Raw genomic sequence first — 16,380 nt, forward strand, 5'->3', positions numbered from 1 at the left:
TCTCCTTTTTTGTTTTTTCCTCTTCTCGATTTCAGCTTGCAAAACAACCCAAAGGCAACAGTTTCACAATTCATCAAGAATGAGTATTATCGTTCACACGACAAGTTTCATTTTACCACAATTTCTCAATATTATCAACCTATTTTGATAGTTTGTATGCGGTAGAATTTTTTAGAACGCCTAAATTCATAATTTTTTAGGAGAACATCACCGAGTTTTAAAAAAAGACTGAACAAATTTCTTGCTCAGTCTTGACATTGATACACTTATCAGGTATCATTAATTAAAGACTGAGTAAGAAGGACGAGTTCTTACTCGGTAAGGCGAGAAGTGTTAGCGCACTTTTCGTCTTTTTTTATTCGATTAATTTAAGTAGATTATAACACATTTTTACACACCGTGCAAGCATTTTATATTTGATTGTAGCACAAAAAGACCTTTTTTTTAAAAAGGTTATTGTTGTATAACTTTTTATATACTTTGTTATGTACTTCTATTGTTTTCGGAAGTAAGATAATCTTTTACTATCAGGGTAACATTGATATCTAGATGTATTTTCTTTACCCGTTTTACTCATTCTTTTTTTAATGGTATAAGCAGAAACTTCCTCTAAAGAAATAAATTTTTCATAATCTTCTCTCCAGTTGCCAAAAAATAGTTCCCTCAAAGAATCTTCATAATTCAAAACAATTATCCTACTCATCGTTTCAGCTCCAGCAAGTGTCCAGTACATTCCTCTTTTTTTCATTCTATAAGTGACCTTACGATGCTGACTCTCCATTATCCCGATTCCTGCATGACTGAATCCCCTTTGTTCAGCTGGTTTAGTGAATTGGAAATTTCTCAATATTTTACTCTTGAACTTCTCAAATGACTCTTGTTCTTCTTCTGTCTCGATATAACTTTCAGTTGTATCTAGGACAGTTCTCATTAACTGCTTGTCATGTTGCTTAATCGCCTGGAAAGCTCTCTCTAATAGATCTTCAGAGTAAAATTTTAAATAATTCTTCAACTCCTTATTTACATGGTACGCATCCCAGAAATGTTCGTGGCGCTTAATTCGTAAAACCTTCGCAATATCTTTGAAAACATAGGGTGTATATCCATGACCTCCATCAGAGTTCGTAATCAATAAAGTCTGATCCGTAACTTCGTAATTATTGAATAGATAATCGATTACCTGCTCCCTCACTAAGCGATTGTCAAGACCAATAAATTCCTTTTTGTCCAGGAGCTCAAATCGATTGCTGCCAACTTTCTGGCTCCCTGTATGAACTACAAAATGGGATAAATCGTAATGCTTATTATCCTTCTGTGTGTCACGTGCTTTGACCATTACACCATCACCCTCAATATAAATAACCTGGGCTTTTCTTTTGCTAACCTCTTTATTCTCTTCATAATATCGATAGCCTTCTCTTTCCTCCAATAGCTTCTCACAGATTTTTACAGCTTTTACCACAATTGGCTTTGTGATAGAGATGTGATAAGTCAATTGAATCACCTGGGTTACTTTATCATATGGCATCAAAGTAGATAATTTGGCCACCTGATACATAAATTCCCAGGAGAAGCGGACGTTCTTCTGAAGCCCTAACTTTTCATCTACTGGAATGACCCAATGATCTCCCTTTTTCCAACGTCTTCTTCTGAAAGTAAACTCACCAAATGTAAAAGCGACGGTTCGCTCCATTGAATGGATACAGGTATAGCCCTTTGCTTTCATGACTGGAATCATCTCCTCATCATACCTAGAAACAAAGTTATAAAATTCTTTTGCATTTTGAAACAGCAATTGATTTTTTAGTTCTCTCTCATCAAAGAAAGCCATTCAGAATCCTCCCTTATTAAAATTACGCTTATTTTAATAAATTTTGACCTGAATGTTCAAATAATCCTTTGTTCTGACAAAAAAAGAGCCTATCTTTTCAGATAAACTCTTACTTATCATACCAGGGTTTCTCTTTCTTACTCAAATAGGATTTGCTCATTTCAATAGTAGCTATCCCCATAGGAATCAAAATAATACTCCATAAAACCGTCACAATTCCATCTGCAATAAAGCTAAAACCACCTGTAAAGTGAAGTCCCAAATACAGTAATAATACAACTGGAAGGAAAGCTGGAGCGAATTTTAAAACAGCCAATCCTAAAACGACTATAAACACCATACTAAGACCAAATGTCTTATAGAACATATAGATAGCTATAGCTCCGATAAAAATAAAGAACAGCTGAACAAGTCTTTTAATATCAATGAAAATCATCATAGATTCCTCCTACTTTATCAGTAATATTTTAAAATCTCATCTGTTAGGTAAATTCTATTGGGTAGATTGGATCCTTGGCGGACTTCTTCAATTAAACCATGATTCTTTAGCTTCTTTTTCAAAGAAATCACTTTACTTTTACCTGATTGAAGAGCCTCCATTAGCTCCTCTATAGGGTAACATACAAAAGTATTTCCATTTTCATCATATCCTTTTAATTCAAAGTCAACTGCAGCTCTTAAACGATTTAATAAAAGCATGTAGAGAAAAATTCCACTACTCTTCAAATCATTGAACTGTGGGTTGTCTATTATTGGACGAGGGATGACAATTTGTCCTGAATCTATTGCTGCTGAAGAAAATTCAGGAATATCTGATAGATTTGATAAGTATTTCATTGCTGCATTTCCTTTCTTATGGAACGCTATTTTTTCTTTCGCTCCATCTTTTCCCATTCTCTTATAATCAGATTCTCGAGATAAGATGAAGCTGATTTTTCACCGTGATGCTCTACTAAAGCATCTAACATATCATATCGAACATTATGATGCAGAGAGAAAGGAAAACGTTGCTTTTTGTTATAGCTGTCAGGAGACTTTCTAGCCTCCTGATTTTGTTTCTTCGAGGAAAGAGTCTTTTCTCTCTTTGGTGTACTTTGGAATGTTTGTTTTACTTGTGCGAATCGATTCTCTGTCATGCTACCTCTCCTTCTAACACACTCAAAATATTTTCATATACGTAGTTTATATTATCATAAAACTTTTGATGTGTCTCTTTTTGGTTAGCTGTCATCTCTTCATGTTGCTCAAATACACTCTGACTGATCACAAGACTTTTAGCCATGAGCTCTTTCTCCTGGATAGATCCCAGGTAAGCCTGATCTTCTTCAACAACTTCTAAAAATTGTTTACATGTATCTGTTACATTGTTTCCAACGTACTTAATCTTATTTCCAATAAGATAAGGTTCTGCTTTAACATAGCTTTTCTTAGTAATAACTTCGATAGCTTCGCTCTTAATGAAGTCTACAAAATTTTTCAAAGATAACCAGGCACGAAAACCATTAAGAGAGGCATCAGAAACAGCCAAGACAATATCTGACACAGCTATAAAATTTGCTGTAACTAAACTCTCATCATTGTGCGTATCAATTAGAATGACATCAAATTGTGCTTCTAACTCTTCGTAATGTTCGCTAAACCACATAAACAACTGGAGATATTTGTTGTTTCGACTAGCAAGATCTAACTGCTCATCTGTCAAACGCTCATCACCACAAATCAAACTGAGATTTTCTGATATTGGAACAATTTCGTACTCTCCAGTCGTAAATATATCATAGACAGTTTTCTCACATTTTACATCAAATGTTCTTGTCAAATTGCATTCCCAAGCTCCATCAATGAGTAGTGTTCTAAGCCCCTTAACACGTGCCAACCAATCCCCTTCATTAAAGGTATCTGTAGTCTTACCACCGCCACCTTTTCCTAAGTTTGTTGTCTGAATCTTCATGATTCCCTCCTTGACAATTGTGTATTTTGTTATATAACTTTTTATATACTTAATTATACCTAAAATAACTTTACTTGTCAATATAAAAGCACAAAAAGTTATATAACTTTTTGTGCAACTTGTTATCCGTATGTACCACCTATATTTCCACCAACATAGGCTTTTAGCTGGATTTGTTGAACCGTAGTATTGAAATTTCCAACGAAATAGCTGTTCTCTTCTCCATTTTTAGTTAGAACAACCAAAAATTGAATCACATCATCTGATTCAGTTGGCATCACTTCCAATTGTTTAGGTTGAAAATCATACTGATTCGTCAGAAGAGCCATCGCAAAGGTTTGAACCATCGCATTCTGTGTCATAGATAAATGATTCTCGATTGTTCCCTTGACATTTGGCAGAAAATTCGTCTTTTTTATATCTGCTACCGCTTCTTCAAAGGCTTTTAACACTTCTTTTTTGTCTTCTGAGCTTGCCTCTGCGTAGGGGCGTTCTAGTTTTAACTTAGCTGTCCGATAATTCTTCTCGTCTGCTGTTTCTTCTTTGGAAGACGGCTCGTTTTGAGTGGTTCCTGAAGAACTCACCTGGGCTGTTTCTTCTATTTTAGTTTGTTGAGATGGCCTGAAACTCGATACAATCCCTATTCCTGCCAAAATCAATAGAATACCTACTACAATCGATACAACCATATTCTCCTTTATCCAATCAATCATTTTATATACTCCTTTTAATTTGAACTTAATTTAGCTTCTCTGTCATCTGGATAAGCAAAAGAGATTACCTGTTCTTGTTGTTGTGATTTAGTCCAAATACGATAATTCCATGTATATGGAGTTTTGAACTGATCCCAACCACTCAGAGGTGTATTTTGTTCTACAAATAAGATAGAGCCATTCTCGAAAACATGACATACAATTCCAGTATGACCATATCCTCCACCTCCTACTTGTGTAGAAAAAATAGCGCCTCTTTTGGGTGTAGCCTTAACTGAATTTCCAAATATTGCAGCCCATGCTGCTGCCTGATCTTTCCCATTACCTTGAACTGAACCAGAATGCCCCCATAAGTGATTTCCAATACTAATTGTAAGATTCACACATTGTCCAGCATACTCGTCACTTCCAGGATTATACCATCCTGTAGACTTAGCATAATCCATGCCTAAGCTCTTAGGATCAATAATGAATGGTTTCAAGCTATCTGGTAAGTCTTCTGGTTTGTACCCCCACGCAGTCGCATCTGAAGGGACAGTTCCCGTTCCATCGGTACTGCTACCTGACTCACCACATCCACTTCTCTCAGCTGAAGAAGACACCGCACTATCTGAAGAACTGATATCTTGTGTACTGGATCCTTCAAAAGGCTTCTCGCCATGAGCAGCAATAGCTTCCTTATCAAGCCACTGATACTTCGTACCTAGTTTTTGGTACATATCAGTTAGTTTGCTCTTATAAGTGCCATCTGTGGCCCATCCACCATCTGCTATAGCAGATAGGCTAGCAATACCATTTGTATTGTTTATAGCCCCTTTATAGAGTGTCTGGTGAGCCATAAACTCAGCTTTCCCTACGATCCCTGCATCGTAGCTAGAGAACCAAGTATAAGCTCCTCCTGTACCGTCTCCGACATTCGCTCCAGGCTTTGTCCCACTTAAATCAACACTATCTTCACCATACGTCGCAAGAGTAACTGGAAAATTACTTTTACTAGAGGTTTTAACACCTCCCATATTGTGAGCTTTCCAGAAAGAAGTACCATTAGGATTCGTAAAATTGAAGCCATTCTCTATCATTGTTTGAGTGATAGAGGCTGAAGGTAGGAAACCTCCTGCCTTCCAAGACAGGATGTAGGCTTCCTTATGCTTTTTTACAAAGTCATCGATGGAACCATCAGCTGAAGAAACTGTGGAGTCGCCAGTTGAAGATGTTGTTTCTACAGCACCACAATCATTTCTTCCATTATTGGTTACAGCTCCCATTATCCCAACTAACATGGTTATCCCAACATTGATAATTAATAGGAGAGCCACAAAAGGAATGAGGATCTTCAGTTTAAATATTTTTTTCATGGATACCTCGCTTATTTACCATAATCCTAATATTGTTCGCAAAATTCCATAAAAAACTAAAAATACAATAAATCCTATTCCAATCTTCTTGAGACCGTTCAAAAACTCCTTATCTCGTTCTTTTTGTGCTTCCAGGCGTTTTGGATCAGATTCTCCCTCTGAAGCGAAATAATCTCTTTCTTGTTGCATGCGATATTTACGAATCAATACGTATTGATCAAATCTCTGCTTAGTCCTGGCAATCATTCCTAGTTTATTTTTGGCCATTCTGGTTTACCTTCCTTTCTTACTCAATACCGCCATAGCGCTCAACTTCAGGGGCTAACAGCTGTTGGTTAAAGACCAGATTTCCTACCCCTGCAATATTCATGAATAACTGTCCTTTCGCCAGACGAGGCAAAGTCTCTAGTTCAGACTGGTTCATTGATCCAGATAAGGCGTTAGCTAGTAGAGGAACACTGGTTTCGTCCGTCTGAGCAAAAACTCTATATTGCATCAGACCAAAAATCCTCTGGACTGCCGTTACGTACGGATCCTTATGAGTGCCAATCCCCGTCTCAAACAGAATCCCTCGCAGTGAATTAACAGACAATACAACACCAGCAAAGTTTTCGCCCATTGTATCAATCATATCAGCCAGAAGGTTGACACTACTTTCATGCTTAGGGTCAATGAGTGTCTGTGCCCCACTAATATTGACAATATAGTGCTGCATATCCATCTCCGTTAAGTCAGGACGTCTCTTCAGTAATTGCTTACAGCGTTTTCCGTTATTGACAATATCAGCTGAGACAAGTGAAAGAACAGAGAATATCTGAACATTTAACAAATGAGGGGCGTTCTTCAACCCTGAGAAGTCAAATGTTACAACTTGCTCTGAAGAGATATCTTGAAATTCGGTTGTTCCCTCGAAAATTTCTGCGTTTGTTGTCAATAGTTCGTTAAACGTATTGTAAATACGCTTAACAGCCTTGTGTTCGGCTTCATCCGCACTAGTTTGTTCCAGCCGACGTTTGTAGGCATCAACAAACAAAATAAAATCAGACAGAATAGGATACTCTTCCTTCACAATATCCGTCGCTTTCAGTTTTTCTGGATTCAACGAAGGATTTCGAGCCCACAATTCTTCCTCAATATAGAAATCATTCAGGAGAGTTCCAAATGTAATTAAATCGTCTCCTGTCACTTCATTATTCAGGAGTTTATAGATACTCTTCAGTTTCTCGATATGAAGGTTGTAAGATTTCTTCTTATCAATTTCAGTTCCTGCTTCATTGGTTACTGTTGGAAATACCTGGAAGATATTGATACGGTTAGCCTCTCCTGATAAATCAAGAATCAATCCATGTTGTTTTCGTGTCTGATCAAGAAACTGGCCAGTAGCATCAAAGTTACGAATATAATGACCCTTCGCATAGAGACCATCTGTGTGTTTCATAAGAAAAGATCGTTGTCCCATCTTTGGATTTCCCGATAGGATCATAAAGGAGCGTGTTCTTTTCTCGTCACGTTCTAGAAAATTGAAATTTACTGCTCCGTTTGTTGGAGTCCATCCAAGATAGAAGCCTTTCTCATCTTCTAGCTTCGTATGATTAAAGAAATATCCACCAGCTATTGAGTGAGCTGGAGTCGGTATCCCTCTTCGATGATTGGGCAAATCAATCTGATATTCGGCTGGAATAAATGGAGCATGGTATTCAAAATCTAATTCTCCAGACAGAATAGTGGATTTGAATTTCGACGTTTTGTCTTTGACTTCTTCAACCCTCTTAAATAATTCTTCTTTTGTTGATGCAAACACAAAGACACGAATATACATCCCATACATAGCTATATTTCGCTTATCAATTTCACGGCTTAGTTTATTAAGATTATCAATCTCATCTAGTTCTTTCCGATTATTGGTTAGTTTACTATTGTTTGTAATCCGTGTTGACTTCTCTTCAATAGAGTCCTCAATCTCTTTTTGAAGCTGTCTGTTATCCTCCTTGTACAGTGACAGGAAGGAACGTGTACCAGGAATCAACAACAATTCAGAAAGCCAAAAACGATCCATCCCTTCAGTTGGATACTCATAATAGTGTAAGACCGTATGGTGCCCATCTCCACTTATCCAGGAGCGGTCATCCTTTTGAAAATCAATATTTCCTTGCGGTTGAATCTGGCTAAGAAAAGCAAGGTCATATCCTTCATTTTTTAGTTGTCTTTGTCTACGTTTTGATAAATCAGGCATGCTATCCCTCCTACACTTTCTCATTCATATTGTTGTATTGCTTTATAATTTGAATTTTCTTCCTGTAGCTGATATTTTGTGGAACAAAATCATTATTTCCATAGGTTTTAGCCTTCCGAACCAATTCGTCCAATTCAGTTGTTGTAGGTGCAAATAGCCACAGTATAAACTCTGTATTATAGACTTCTTGTCGGATGCTTTCTTCAACTTTAATTTGGCTTTGAAGCCAAATCTCACGATCCTTGAGTTGTAAAAAACGTCTATCGTTTACTGATAACTTGGACATATCTTGTCGCACTAAATCCAAATGATGGCGCAAGTCAGAAATTTGCGTGTCTGTATTTGTTGGCAAAGTTGTCGTCTCCACTTGGATATTCGGTCCAAATCGAGTCAACCAGGTTTCAAAATTTTCAATGGTTCTCATAACTTCGTTATAAGACATCGAACCTAGATCTTTACCTGGTATCTCCATCAGCTGCAAGTAGCCATAATCAACTAACTGGATATAAGCCTGGCTGTTTGGAATGATTGATTTTACATCCAACAACTCAACGCAAGAATGCAAATCAAAATATTCCTGCGTTTGTTTCTTTGTTTCTTGAATACGTCCCAGCGGACGTTTCTCATTTTTTGGAGGTTGAATTTGTTTAATCGCCATTATGGTTTTCTCCTTCTGATATAATTCAAGCTAATATAACGTTTTCTTCTTCGTCTGAAGAAAAGAAACATGCTGTGCCAATTCTTTTTGCCACCGTTAGCTGGTAACACCAGATACAAACTCAGAACTGGTGTTAAAAAAATGAATGCGAACATCTGTATCCACTGGCTTTTAGGAAAGATTTTTAAGCCAACGCTCAAAGCGATTACTCCAGTAATTCCTACAAAAGCAATATCTAGGATAAGAAGGCCTATAATCTTAATTTTGGCATAGATATCTCTAGGTACACCGTATTTTTCACCGTACATGAATTTCTCCTTTATATTTGTTTTGACACTCACATTATAATGAATAATCGAAAATATCTTTTAAAGGGACAATAGCATTTTTGCCATTATCTTTCAGGAAGTAATTACACAAAAAGTTATATACTTTTTTGCACAATAAAAGAAGCCTCAATCTTGAGACTTCTTAACTAAATCAAAGAATGATTCTTCAGAAAGAAAAGTAATCAATTGGCCTTCTGATAGTCTTCTAAGCGCTGCATCATGCTTCTTAGAACTTTTATCTGGATCAAAAAGATTCAACTGCTTGTGTCCTACAACCAATATATCTGTCCTAGAAGACACATAGTTTTGCACGACAGCCCCTTTACTTTCTAAAAATCGTATGGCTTCTTCTCTAGTTAGAGGACGTAAGCTTCCTGTGATAACAATATTCTTCCCTGTTAAATCCATAATTCATCCTATTCCTCCTCTTCAGGACTTTCAGCACCTGTGATATGATGTCCTCCCTGCATACGCTGTCCTGCTTGTTGCATCTGTTGGTTCATGTAATTCATTTGACTCATGCTCTGTTGAAACTTTTGTTGAGAAGAGTCTGGTTGTTTCGGTGCTTGTGTCGATTCTACAACTGATGGAGATGAACCTTGTGTTGGTGGCTCCATTCCTCCAGTTAGATGAGATGAATCTTGAGTTGGTGATGCTGATCCTCCGGTTGGATGAGATGAATTTTGGATTGGTGGCTCCGTTCCTCCAGTTAGATGAGGTGAATCTTGAATTGGGGACCCTATTTCTTCAGCTGAAGGAGTTGAATCAACAATAGGTGCATCCGTTGTTCCTGGAGCGATTGGTGGCTCAGGAATGTCAACTGGTCCAAATTGATCAATTCCAGGAACCGCATCGTTTTTCAAAGCGTTATAGGTCGCATTTTGAGCAGAGGCGGCTTTATCATCCAAGTTATTTAAAGCATTGCCAACTGCACCTTTCGTATTTTGCATGGCTTCAAATGCTTTCCATTCTGCTAAATCAACCATATTACTTACACCACCTTTGGCCGCATTCATCAAGCCCTGGTCTTTTATAGAGTTCAAAGCACCTTGAATACCACCTCCAGTTCTGGCAAGACTATTCCCCAGAATCTGACTGCCTTTAGACAGGGCATCTGGAGTTTTTTTAGCCATATCCATACCAAATTGACCAAGCGCCATACCGCCATTAAAGACACCTCCTGCTCCAGCCGCAAAGGCATTGCCCATCATCATAGCACCAAGCAATTGTTGAGCTGTTTCGCTATGTCCTGTTGAAACTCCAAGCCAGCGTTCAATCATGGCCACTCCTTGCATTGCCGCAAAGAATACTCCAATATAGACAAAGGCAGCTGCAAGACACTGCTCCCACATGTTCAGCCCATCAAAGAATCCGCCTGAAAGCTTAGATACTGCTGAAACAGAAAGGATTGGTAAATCTCTGAAAATCTCAAGTGTTACACGCATAATAATAACCTCAAAGAAGATTCCTGCTAAGGCACCTCCAATGGTTCTTAACAACTCTTTATATTTCTTTGAATTTGATAGAGAACTATATCCAAGAATTGGAGAAATCATTGCTTCAATCAGAATATCAAAGATTGATTTAACGAGCTTAATGATCATGCTGACCAATAGAACAACAAGGATAATATACTGGAGGAACATCCCTATCCAGTTGACTTTATAGCGCATATAAACGGATTCAAAAGCACTCAATTGATTAATGACTCGGTGTTCTGTAATACTTTCAACTCCAGTATTATTGGAATTTAACTTATGTAGGAACAATCCTTTAATTCCTGCTACTTTGTCGTTTTTCTGTATATCATCTAACATTTTTGGATTTGTCGTACCATAGTTTGCTCCAAAATCAATCTTGGTCGCAAAATCTGCCGTATCACGTTGGTCAGAATTATCCGTGATATTATTGACAGGGGTAGAACCCTCCTGAACAGGCTTGATATAGCCATAATCATCCATTGGAAACAACTCTGTAGAAAAATCTTTGTATATTAAGACTTTTAGGTCTACCACATTATTTTTCATAGGTTGAAGAGCCAAGGAGGAAGTTGGTTGACTACCAGATGGCGCTTCACTGGAGACTGTCTGGATAGACATGGCATCCTGTGCCACTGCTGTTGAGATGGTGGTCAAAGCTAAAGGCAAAACCGAGGTTACTGCAGTTACCAAAAGGAAATTAATAATCACCCCCTTATACTTTACTGGCTTAGTAAAGACTCCTACGACGACCGACACAACCAAAATCAGAGTAAACAAGGACGTTCCTAATATCTGAAACCAGTAGAAAAATTGACCAATGACTGTCTTCTGATCCCCCAAATATCCGAAAAGCCCAAAGAGCTTGAACATATTATTAAAAACATGTTCTAGGCTGGAAGTGATTTGATAAAGAGCCTTGGCAATCCCTCCTGGCAAATAGGCTAGAAATGCCATAAATGCAGGAGTCGGTTCTAAATAGTTTCCCCAGTAGGAATAGAATTCCGCCAGTTTTTTTGCATTCTCGCCTGTGATTTCACCATTGAGATCCTTGACCTCATTCATCAAATCTGAAAAGGTTTGATAGTGCACTAAAGGTACCTTCTTTCTTTTTAAGATACCCCTATCATATTCGATAATAACAAAATCGTTTTTAAAGGGACAATGAAATTCTGACAACAAAAAAGCCTCAAGTAATTGAGACTTTTCTGTAAGTTAATCTGCTGTTCCATTAAAATCATAGAAAGCATTGTCTTCTTTATAGCCACGACGTAGCTCAATGATTCGGATTTTTTTACCACCCTCGGTCAAGACGACTTGATAATAAGCCTCTGCTTCTTCAGGCTTACCTATATCCCTATAATCAACAGCGATTGTAAAAGTGTCTTTTCCTTTCAGTTGACTTTCTAAACTAACAATAGTTCCCCTGAAAGAGGCTGGAATCGACTTTACTTGTTCTTCTGAAAGCACACTGTAGTTAATACTTTCACCGTCGTTATTTGAAATAGTTCGCTTTTCTTTGTCAAATTTTAAGGTAGTTCCTACTCCACCTTTAAAATCAAGACTCTCATAACCATCTTCTTGTGAAAAGCCTGTATAGCTATCTTTTAGCACATTTTTAGCAATAGAATCAGGTGATTTTTGACCACAAGCTCCAAGTATAATCAAGGCTAAACCTACTAAAACAATTCTTAAAAAGTACTTTGCTTTCATCATTAATCTCCTAACCATTGTTTATTTTATTATAGCAAACAGCTTTTTTTCTTGCAAGTGTTTATATAACTTATTGTATATCTTTTTAGATAACTTCATCCGCAAAGAAGTCGTCTCCATCATCATAATAATCATAGTCGCCTTGAATGACATTAGCTACAGTTGCCTGAAATAGTTCATCTGTGGAAGTAAATGATTGGGATTGTACCTTTTGTCCTTTACTATGACGACCTGATAGTTTAGGAGTTTCTCCATTGTTGCTGAGGAGAGGCATGGTCAAACGTTGCCTCCAGTCTATGATGTTGTTGAAGGCTGTACCTGCATCAACTGCGATTTCCTGAAGTTCTAGCTCACGGTGCGCACTTTCGACTGGAATATCCGCAAGAGTCATCGATGTATCAAATTCCTCTTGTAAAAACATGTACTTGTAAGGGAAGCTGTTCTTATCATGTGCGAAGATTGGATCCGTTGTGACCTTACGTCCAGCATTATCCCGTCCCTTGACTCCACGTAAGATAACCGCTTCTCCTTCCTGGAGCTTGGCCAATTGTGTTGGTGTCAACAACTCTTGTTTTGGATTCTCGACAGCTACATTTGGATTGGCTTCGTCCAAGATATTGCTGGAGCGCCGTCTTCTGGTGATGGTACGTGTACCCAGGTCAGCACTAAATTTCTTATTGGTATCTGAAGATGTTGTTTTAACATAAACCTTCAATGAACAGTTGTCCATAATGGTTCGAGCAACATTTTGGCCGTATTTATCATCCAATTGCTCCAGATTTTGAATCCATAGGTAATAGAGAATATTTTGTCCCAATCCAATAGATATTTTTGTATCCATGTGAGGAATCGCAGGGATATTTGTAAACTCATCTAAGATATGGAGAATCCGATTAATACATTTACGACCACTTGAGAGAGCAAGCTCATAGTTAGCATTGAATAGCTGATCTAAAAATAACGAAACAATACCATTATACTCTGTTCGGTTTGGCGGTGTTACCAGGTAGATGACTTTCGGTTTATCTGAATAGACCAGTTCAATATCCGACTCCTGAAGAAGATTTTTGGTATCTTCTTTATTCTTAAGGACGGTTATATCGATATGATCTAAAATCGGCTTCTTGCTATACTCATCTAGTTCCAGACTATCTCCGTTTCTTCGATAGACTTTTTCAGCTGAAAATTGAAAGATTTGATCTCGAACAGGGGAATGCCCATTGTTCTTATGATTGAAATCAATCGTTACCGTAAACTGATCTGGAAGTTTAGGCTCAATGGCATAAGTAAGATAGCCTTCCCCGTCAACTAAAGCCGTCGCTTGCTTTATATAATCGACTTTCTTTTCGACTTTACCCCACTTCTTCAATCCTGTAATCGTTACTTTAGCAGTTTTGTGCTTGAACTCATTTTTAAGTTGACTATTGGTGCTTGATCTCAACTTGACAGACAATCGACGTGGGAAGCCAACAGACTCTAAATCAATAGAGTTTTTAGAAGTCAGTTTGGCCACGTTGTCTTGCAAGAACAGGTTGATTCCTGTCATCATGCTAGAGTAGACATTCCCTTTAGTCTCATCACCACCAAAGTCTGAAGCACGAAATTCGATATCAGCCATTTGTCTAAATTTCGAGAATTGTTGTTGATTGACTTGTCTCAAATTATCAAAATAGACTGTGATTTTTGACTTTTTCGACACTTGTTGTTCTCTGCTTGGATTCTCGACGATTTCTCCAGCACTATCTACAAAGACTTCTTCAGACCCCATTGTCGCCAAGAATTTCGCAACGTTAGGGATCGTAATGGTATCCCAGGCATCGTCTTCACCATTTTGAACGGTTTCATTAGCTCGATCCATCAAAGCCATTGTAAGAGCATTAAACAGGGATATAGATGACTTACGGAAGTATTCAGCATTCCCCTTCTCTCCACCTTTTTGTTTCGGATAAATTGATTCTGCGACTGCATTGACATAGGTTTGAGTTTTCTCATAGTAGCCCTTCTTTGCGGCAGCGATGGCTAGAGCTAGCGGATTGAAAGACATAGACCAATCCATATTTTGGAAAGAAAGAACATTGACATCATAGTCACGTTGCCTCATGAGTTTGTAGGAGGCTTGATAATGTTCCCCTTTCGGGTCTGCTAGTACCATCGATGGCTGCAATTCAGCACGACTGTTGATTTCAATTGCTGGAGTAATATGACCTTCACCCTTACCTGAACGAGTCATCCCAATTCCTAACAGATTCGTCGGCTTATCTTCAATGTAATAATATCCAGAAGGAAAAGCTAACATGCCTAAAATCCGCTCCGCATTTGTCACGTATCGGCTCATTTTTCTATTTTGCCATAACATTTGAGTTCTCAGTGTTTGTCCTGCTAAATCATGAGTCAGTTCATGAAGTACAGGAGCTCCACCTTCACCTGGATAAGTTAAATCTTTATTGGGGATCTTTTTGTATTGACGACGAATTTCATTGATCGTCACAAATCGGTCATCTCCTTCTTCATTGTTGTTATAGTCTCGAAACTGCTCGAAGTTCACCCAGGCAGATCTCCAGGCGAAAACTAATCCCAGTAAAAAGATTGGAAATGCTAAAATTGGTGCTATTAAGAAGACTTTAGCGTTCAATAAACTTTGAAATAAGAGGCTGTTTAAGTCAAAGTTTACGGCCTTACTAGCATCTTTAAACGACCAGGCACTAAAATAGAGAAAGCGGATTGTAGCTCTCAAAACAGTAACCAGGTAATTGGTTAAGATAAAAGCAATAAAGCTAAAACCTAATCCCATATAAACGAAGCTGCGATAACTTTTAAAATAAAGAATCGGTTTCATTTCTTTATCAAACCGTTTTCGTTCCCGTTTTACAAAGGGAATCATATAAACAATTCGAAAGAGAATATTCCAAAGAATGAGGGAGACAAGCGCAATGATTTTTGGAATCAATAACTTTACCCATTTGAACAGCCCTCTGGCTGATTGCTTCCATACCTGTTCCCAATCAATCGCTTTGCGACCTTTCCAACCTCTTTTAAAAATCTGCTGAAGAAAACTCTTGCTTTTTAGTAACCGCTGATACTGCCTTAAAAAGTAAGGTTGAAAGAGTCTGAAGAGGTAATAACCTGCAACTCCTAGAAAAAGGAGGGTATTGAACCAACTGGCTCGAATCACTTGGATAAGGGTGTAAAATACTACTTCAAATAACTCAAACAAACTACTACCCCCTCACACCTTCCAAGAACCATTCCATTTTTCGAGTATAGAAGCTCGAAAAGAGAAATATGTGAAACTGTAGCCTTGGAGAGGCTTTTTCATAACGGTGAAAGTAACTTTCTAACCATTTCTCTCCATCCAACTGAAGAACATTCAATCGACTGGATCGACTTTGTTCTAAGTAATTGGTCACCTGAAGAGATTCTGCAATCAATTCATCAGACAGATAATTGTATTTTTGTCTTGCCATTGTTGCACTCCTTTCTTATTATTTTTTAATTCCCCTCTATTCTAAGGGATAATATCAAATTCTTTGTTAAAGGGACAAAAGATATTGTTATACCATAAGTTATATAACTTTTTATACAATAAAAAACCACAAAAAAAGCACACAAGTGTCCTTGTATGCTTTCAATCCCTTTAGAACGGGGAATCCACATCTATTGGTTCAGGATAGGATGGAGGATTAGAACTTGGTGTCGGCTGAGAAAAGCCCTGTTGTTCCTGCTTACGTCGGTTAGATGCCTCCTTATTTTCAAGGAAAGTGATTCCTCCTTGTTGGTTTGGTGAAATAAACTGATACGTCCGACGTTGATCTTGTTCATCGTTATATGGTCGTTGGATAATTTCTCCTTTTAAGAGAATTGGAGAGCCCTTAGATAGGCTCTGAGCCATCAATTCCGCTTGTTTTCCATAAACTTGTACATGGAAGAAACTAGGGATTGGTTTATTTGTATCATCAGTCATACTCGAATCACAAACAAATTCAAATTTGAAACTGACGTGACCGTTTGGAGTTCGGCCCACTGCATCATTTGGAATGAATGCAACACGTCCAGAAGCGATAAATACTTGCATTTTTTCTCCTTTCAATAAAGACCACAAGAGAGTCTTTATTCAACTTG

17 protein-coding genes are annotated in these 16,380 nt (G+C 37.9%); all 17 read right to left on the minus strand.

The genetic code is table 11. The annotated features are described in order from the left end of the window. Positions 1 to 493 precede the first annotated feature (493 nt). Positions 494 to 1,831, minus strand: a complete 1,338-nt coding sequence (locus QM923_RS08225; RefSeq protein ID WP_044021360.1) for an ISLre2 family transposase — start codon at positions 1,829 to 1,831, stop codon at positions 494 to 496. A 109-nt stretch (positions 1,832 to 1,940) separates the two neighbouring features. Next, complete coding sequence (locus QM923_RS08230) at positions 1,941 to 2,270, minus strand: hypothetical protein (RefSeq protein WP_414291506.1); 330 nt, start codon at positions 2,268 to 2,270, stop codon at positions 1,941 to 1,943. 17 nt (positions 2,271 to 2,287) lie between these two features. Beyond that, positions 2,288 to 2,668 carry a replication initiator protein A gene (locus QM923_RS08235; RefSeq protein ID WP_002880113.1) on the minus strand — a complete coding sequence of 127 codons (381 nt, stop codon included), beginning with the start codon at positions 2,666 to 2,668 and terminating at the stop codon, positions 2,288 to 2,290. A gap of 26 nt (positions 2,669 to 2,694) precedes the next feature. After that, complete coding sequence (locus QM923_RS08240) at positions 2,695 to 2,967, minus strand: hypothetical protein (RefSeq protein WP_414291507.1); 273 nt, start codon at positions 2,965 to 2,967, stop codon at positions 2,695 to 2,697. Then, positions 2,964 to 3,782, minus strand: a complete 819-nt coding sequence (locus QM923_RS08245; RefSeq protein WP_044021366.1) for a ParA family protein — start codon at positions 3,780 to 3,782, stop codon at positions 2,964 to 2,966. The genes QM923_RS08240 and QM923_RS08245 overlap by 4 nt, the downstream gene beginning before the upstream one ends. A gap of 122 nt (positions 3,783 to 3,904) precedes the next feature. Further along, positions 3,905 to 4,495, minus strand: coding sequence for a hypothetical protein (locus QM923_RS08250; RefSeq protein WP_414291508.1), 591 nt, complete (start codon positions 4,493 to 4,495; stop codon positions 3,905 to 3,907). A gap of 14 nt (positions 4,496 to 4,509) precedes the next feature. Then, positions 4,510 to 5,850, minus strand: a complete 1,341-nt coding sequence (locus tag QM923_RS08255; protein WP_033584673.1) for a CHAP domain-containing protein — start codon at positions 5,848 to 5,850, stop codon at positions 4,510 to 4,512. A gap of 15 nt (positions 5,851 to 5,865) precedes the next feature. Beyond that, the gene (locus QM923_RS08260; protein WP_001107251.1) at positions 5,866 to 6,117 is read right to left on the minus strand and encodes a hypothetical protein; all 252 of its coding nucleotides are present in this window, start codon (positions 6,115 to 6,117) and stop codon (positions 5,866 to 5,868) included. 19 nt (positions 6,118 to 6,136) lie between these two features. Then, on the minus strand, positions 6,137 to 8,083 hold the full coding sequence (locus QM923_RS08265) for a virulence factor (protein WP_414277660.1): 1,947 nt from the start codon (positions 8,081 to 8,083) through the stop codon (positions 6,137 to 6,139). 10 nt (positions 8,084 to 8,093) lie between these two features. After that, positions 8,094 to 8,741 carry a hypothetical protein gene (locus QM923_RS08270; protein ID WP_044021373.1) on the minus strand — a complete coding sequence of 216 codons (648 nt, stop codon included), beginning with the start codon at positions 8,739 to 8,741 and terminating at the stop codon, positions 8,094 to 8,096. Beyond that, on the minus strand, positions 8,741 to 9,049 hold the full coding sequence (locus tag QM923_RS08275; protein ID WP_000274176.1) for a DUF5592 family protein: 309 nt from the start codon (positions 9,047 to 9,049) through the stop codon (positions 8,741 to 8,743). Before QM923_RS08275 ends, QM923_RS08270 begins: the two co-directional genes overlap by 1 nt. Positions 9,050 to 9,196: 147 nt before the next feature. Continuing rightward, positions 9,197 to 9,478 (minus strand): BRCT domain-containing protein, encoded by a 282-nt coding sequence (locus QM923_RS08280; RefSeq protein ID WP_006151897.1) that lies wholly within the window; start codon positions 9,476 to 9,478, stop codon positions 9,197 to 9,199. Positions 9,479 to 9,486: 8 nt separating this feature from the next. Next, positions 9,487 to 11,640: a pLS20_p028 family conjugation system transmembrane protein gene (locus QM923_RS08285; RefSeq protein WP_414291509.1), complete on the minus strand. Its 2,154-nt coding sequence runs from the start codon at positions 11,638 to 11,640 to the stop codon at positions 9,487 to 9,489. A 123-nt stretch (positions 11,641 to 11,763) separates the two neighbouring features. Then, a complete protein-coding gene (locus QM923_RS08290) occupies positions 11,764 to 12,264 on the minus strand; it encodes an LptM family lipoprotein (RefSeq protein WP_134805412.1) in 501 nt (166 codons plus the stop codon). A gap of 82 nt (positions 12,265 to 12,346) precedes the next feature. Next, the gene (locus tag QM923_RS08295) at positions 12,347 to 15,475 is read right to left on the minus strand and encodes a VirD4-like conjugal transfer protein, CD1115 family (protein WP_414277658.1); all 3,129 of its coding nucleotides are present in this window, start codon (positions 15,473 to 15,475) and stop codon (positions 12,347 to 12,349) included. Positions 15,476 to 15,479: 4 nt separating this feature from the next. Then, a complete protein-coding gene (locus QM923_RS08300) occupies positions 15,480 to 15,725 on the minus strand; it encodes a hypothetical protein (protein ID WP_000113751.1) in 246 nt (81 codons plus the stop codon). A gap of 170 nt (positions 15,726 to 15,895) precedes the next feature. Beyond that, entirely contained in the window at positions 15,896 to 16,333 is a 438-nt protein-coding gene (locus tag QM923_RS08305; RefSeq protein ID WP_006154607.1) for a single-stranded DNA-binding protein, read from the minus strand. Positions 16,334 to 16,380 lie beyond the last annotated feature (47 nt).

Origin of the sequence: Streptococcus infantis (assembly GCF_047463275.1) — a bacterium.
GTDB lineage: Bacteria > Bacillota > Bacilli > Lactobacillales > Streptococcaceae > Streptococcus > Streptococcus infantis_AF.

Excerpts from the sequence above, each read along its gene's own strand:
- QM923_RS08305 (WP_006154607.1), bottom strand. The coding sequence starts at position 16,333 with ATGCAAGTATTTATCGCTTCTGGACGTGTTGCATTCATTCCAAATGAT.
- QM923_RS08250 (WP_414291508.1), bottom strand. The coding sequence starts at position 4,495 with ATGATTGATTGGATAAAGGAGAATATGGTTGTATCGATTGTAGTAGGT.
- QM923_RS08300 (WP_000113751.1), bottom strand. The coding sequence starts at position 15,725 with ATGGCAAGACAAAAATACAATTATCTGTCTGATGAATTGATTGCAGAA.
- QM923_RS08225 (WP_044021360.1), bottom strand. The coding sequence starts at position 1,831 with ATGGCTTTCTTTGATGAGAGAGAACTAAAAAATCAATTGCTGTTTCAA.
- QM923_RS08290 (WP_134805412.1), bottom strand. The coding sequence starts at position 12,264 with ATGATGAAAGCAAAGTACTTTTTAAGAATTGTTTTAGTAGGTTTAGCC.
- QM923_RS08270 (WP_044021373.1), bottom strand. The coding sequence starts at position 8,741 with ATGGCGATTAAACAAATTCAACCTCCAAAAAATGAGAAACGTCCGCTG.
- QM923_RS08280 (WP_006151897.1), bottom strand. The coding sequence starts at position 9,478 with ATGGATTTAACAGGGAAGAATATTGTTATCACAGGAAGCTTACGTCCT.
- QM923_RS08240 (WP_414291507.1), bottom strand. The coding sequence starts at position 2,967 with ATGACAGAGAATCGATTCGCACAAGTAAAACAAACATTCCAAAGTACA.
- QM923_RS08255 (WP_033584673.1), bottom strand. The coding sequence starts at position 5,850 with ATGAAAAAAATATTTAAACTGAAGATCCTCATTCCTTTTGTGGCTCTC.
- QM923_RS08230 (WP_414291506.1), bottom strand. The coding sequence starts at position 2,270 with ATGATGATTTTCATTGATATTAAAAGACTTGTTCAGCTGTTCTTTATT.
- QM923_RS08265 (WP_414277660.1), bottom strand. The coding sequence starts at position 8,083 with ATGCCTGATTTATCAAAACGTAGACAAAGACAACTAAAAAATGAAGGA.
- QM923_RS08235 (WP_002880113.1), bottom strand. The coding sequence starts at position 2,668 with ATGAAATACTTATCAAATCTATCAGATATTCCTGAATTTTCTTCAGCA.
- QM923_RS08275 (WP_000274176.1), bottom strand. The coding sequence starts at position 9,049 with ATGTACGGTGAAAAATACGGTGTACCTAGAGATATCTATGCCAAAATT.
- QM923_RS08260 (WP_001107251.1), bottom strand. The coding sequence starts at position 6,117 with ATGGCCAAAAATAAACTAGGAATGATTGCCAGGACTAAGCAGAGATTT.
- QM923_RS08245 (WP_044021366.1), bottom strand. The coding sequence starts at position 3,782 with ATGAAGATTCAGACAACAAACTTAGGAAAAGGTGGCGGTGGTAAGACT.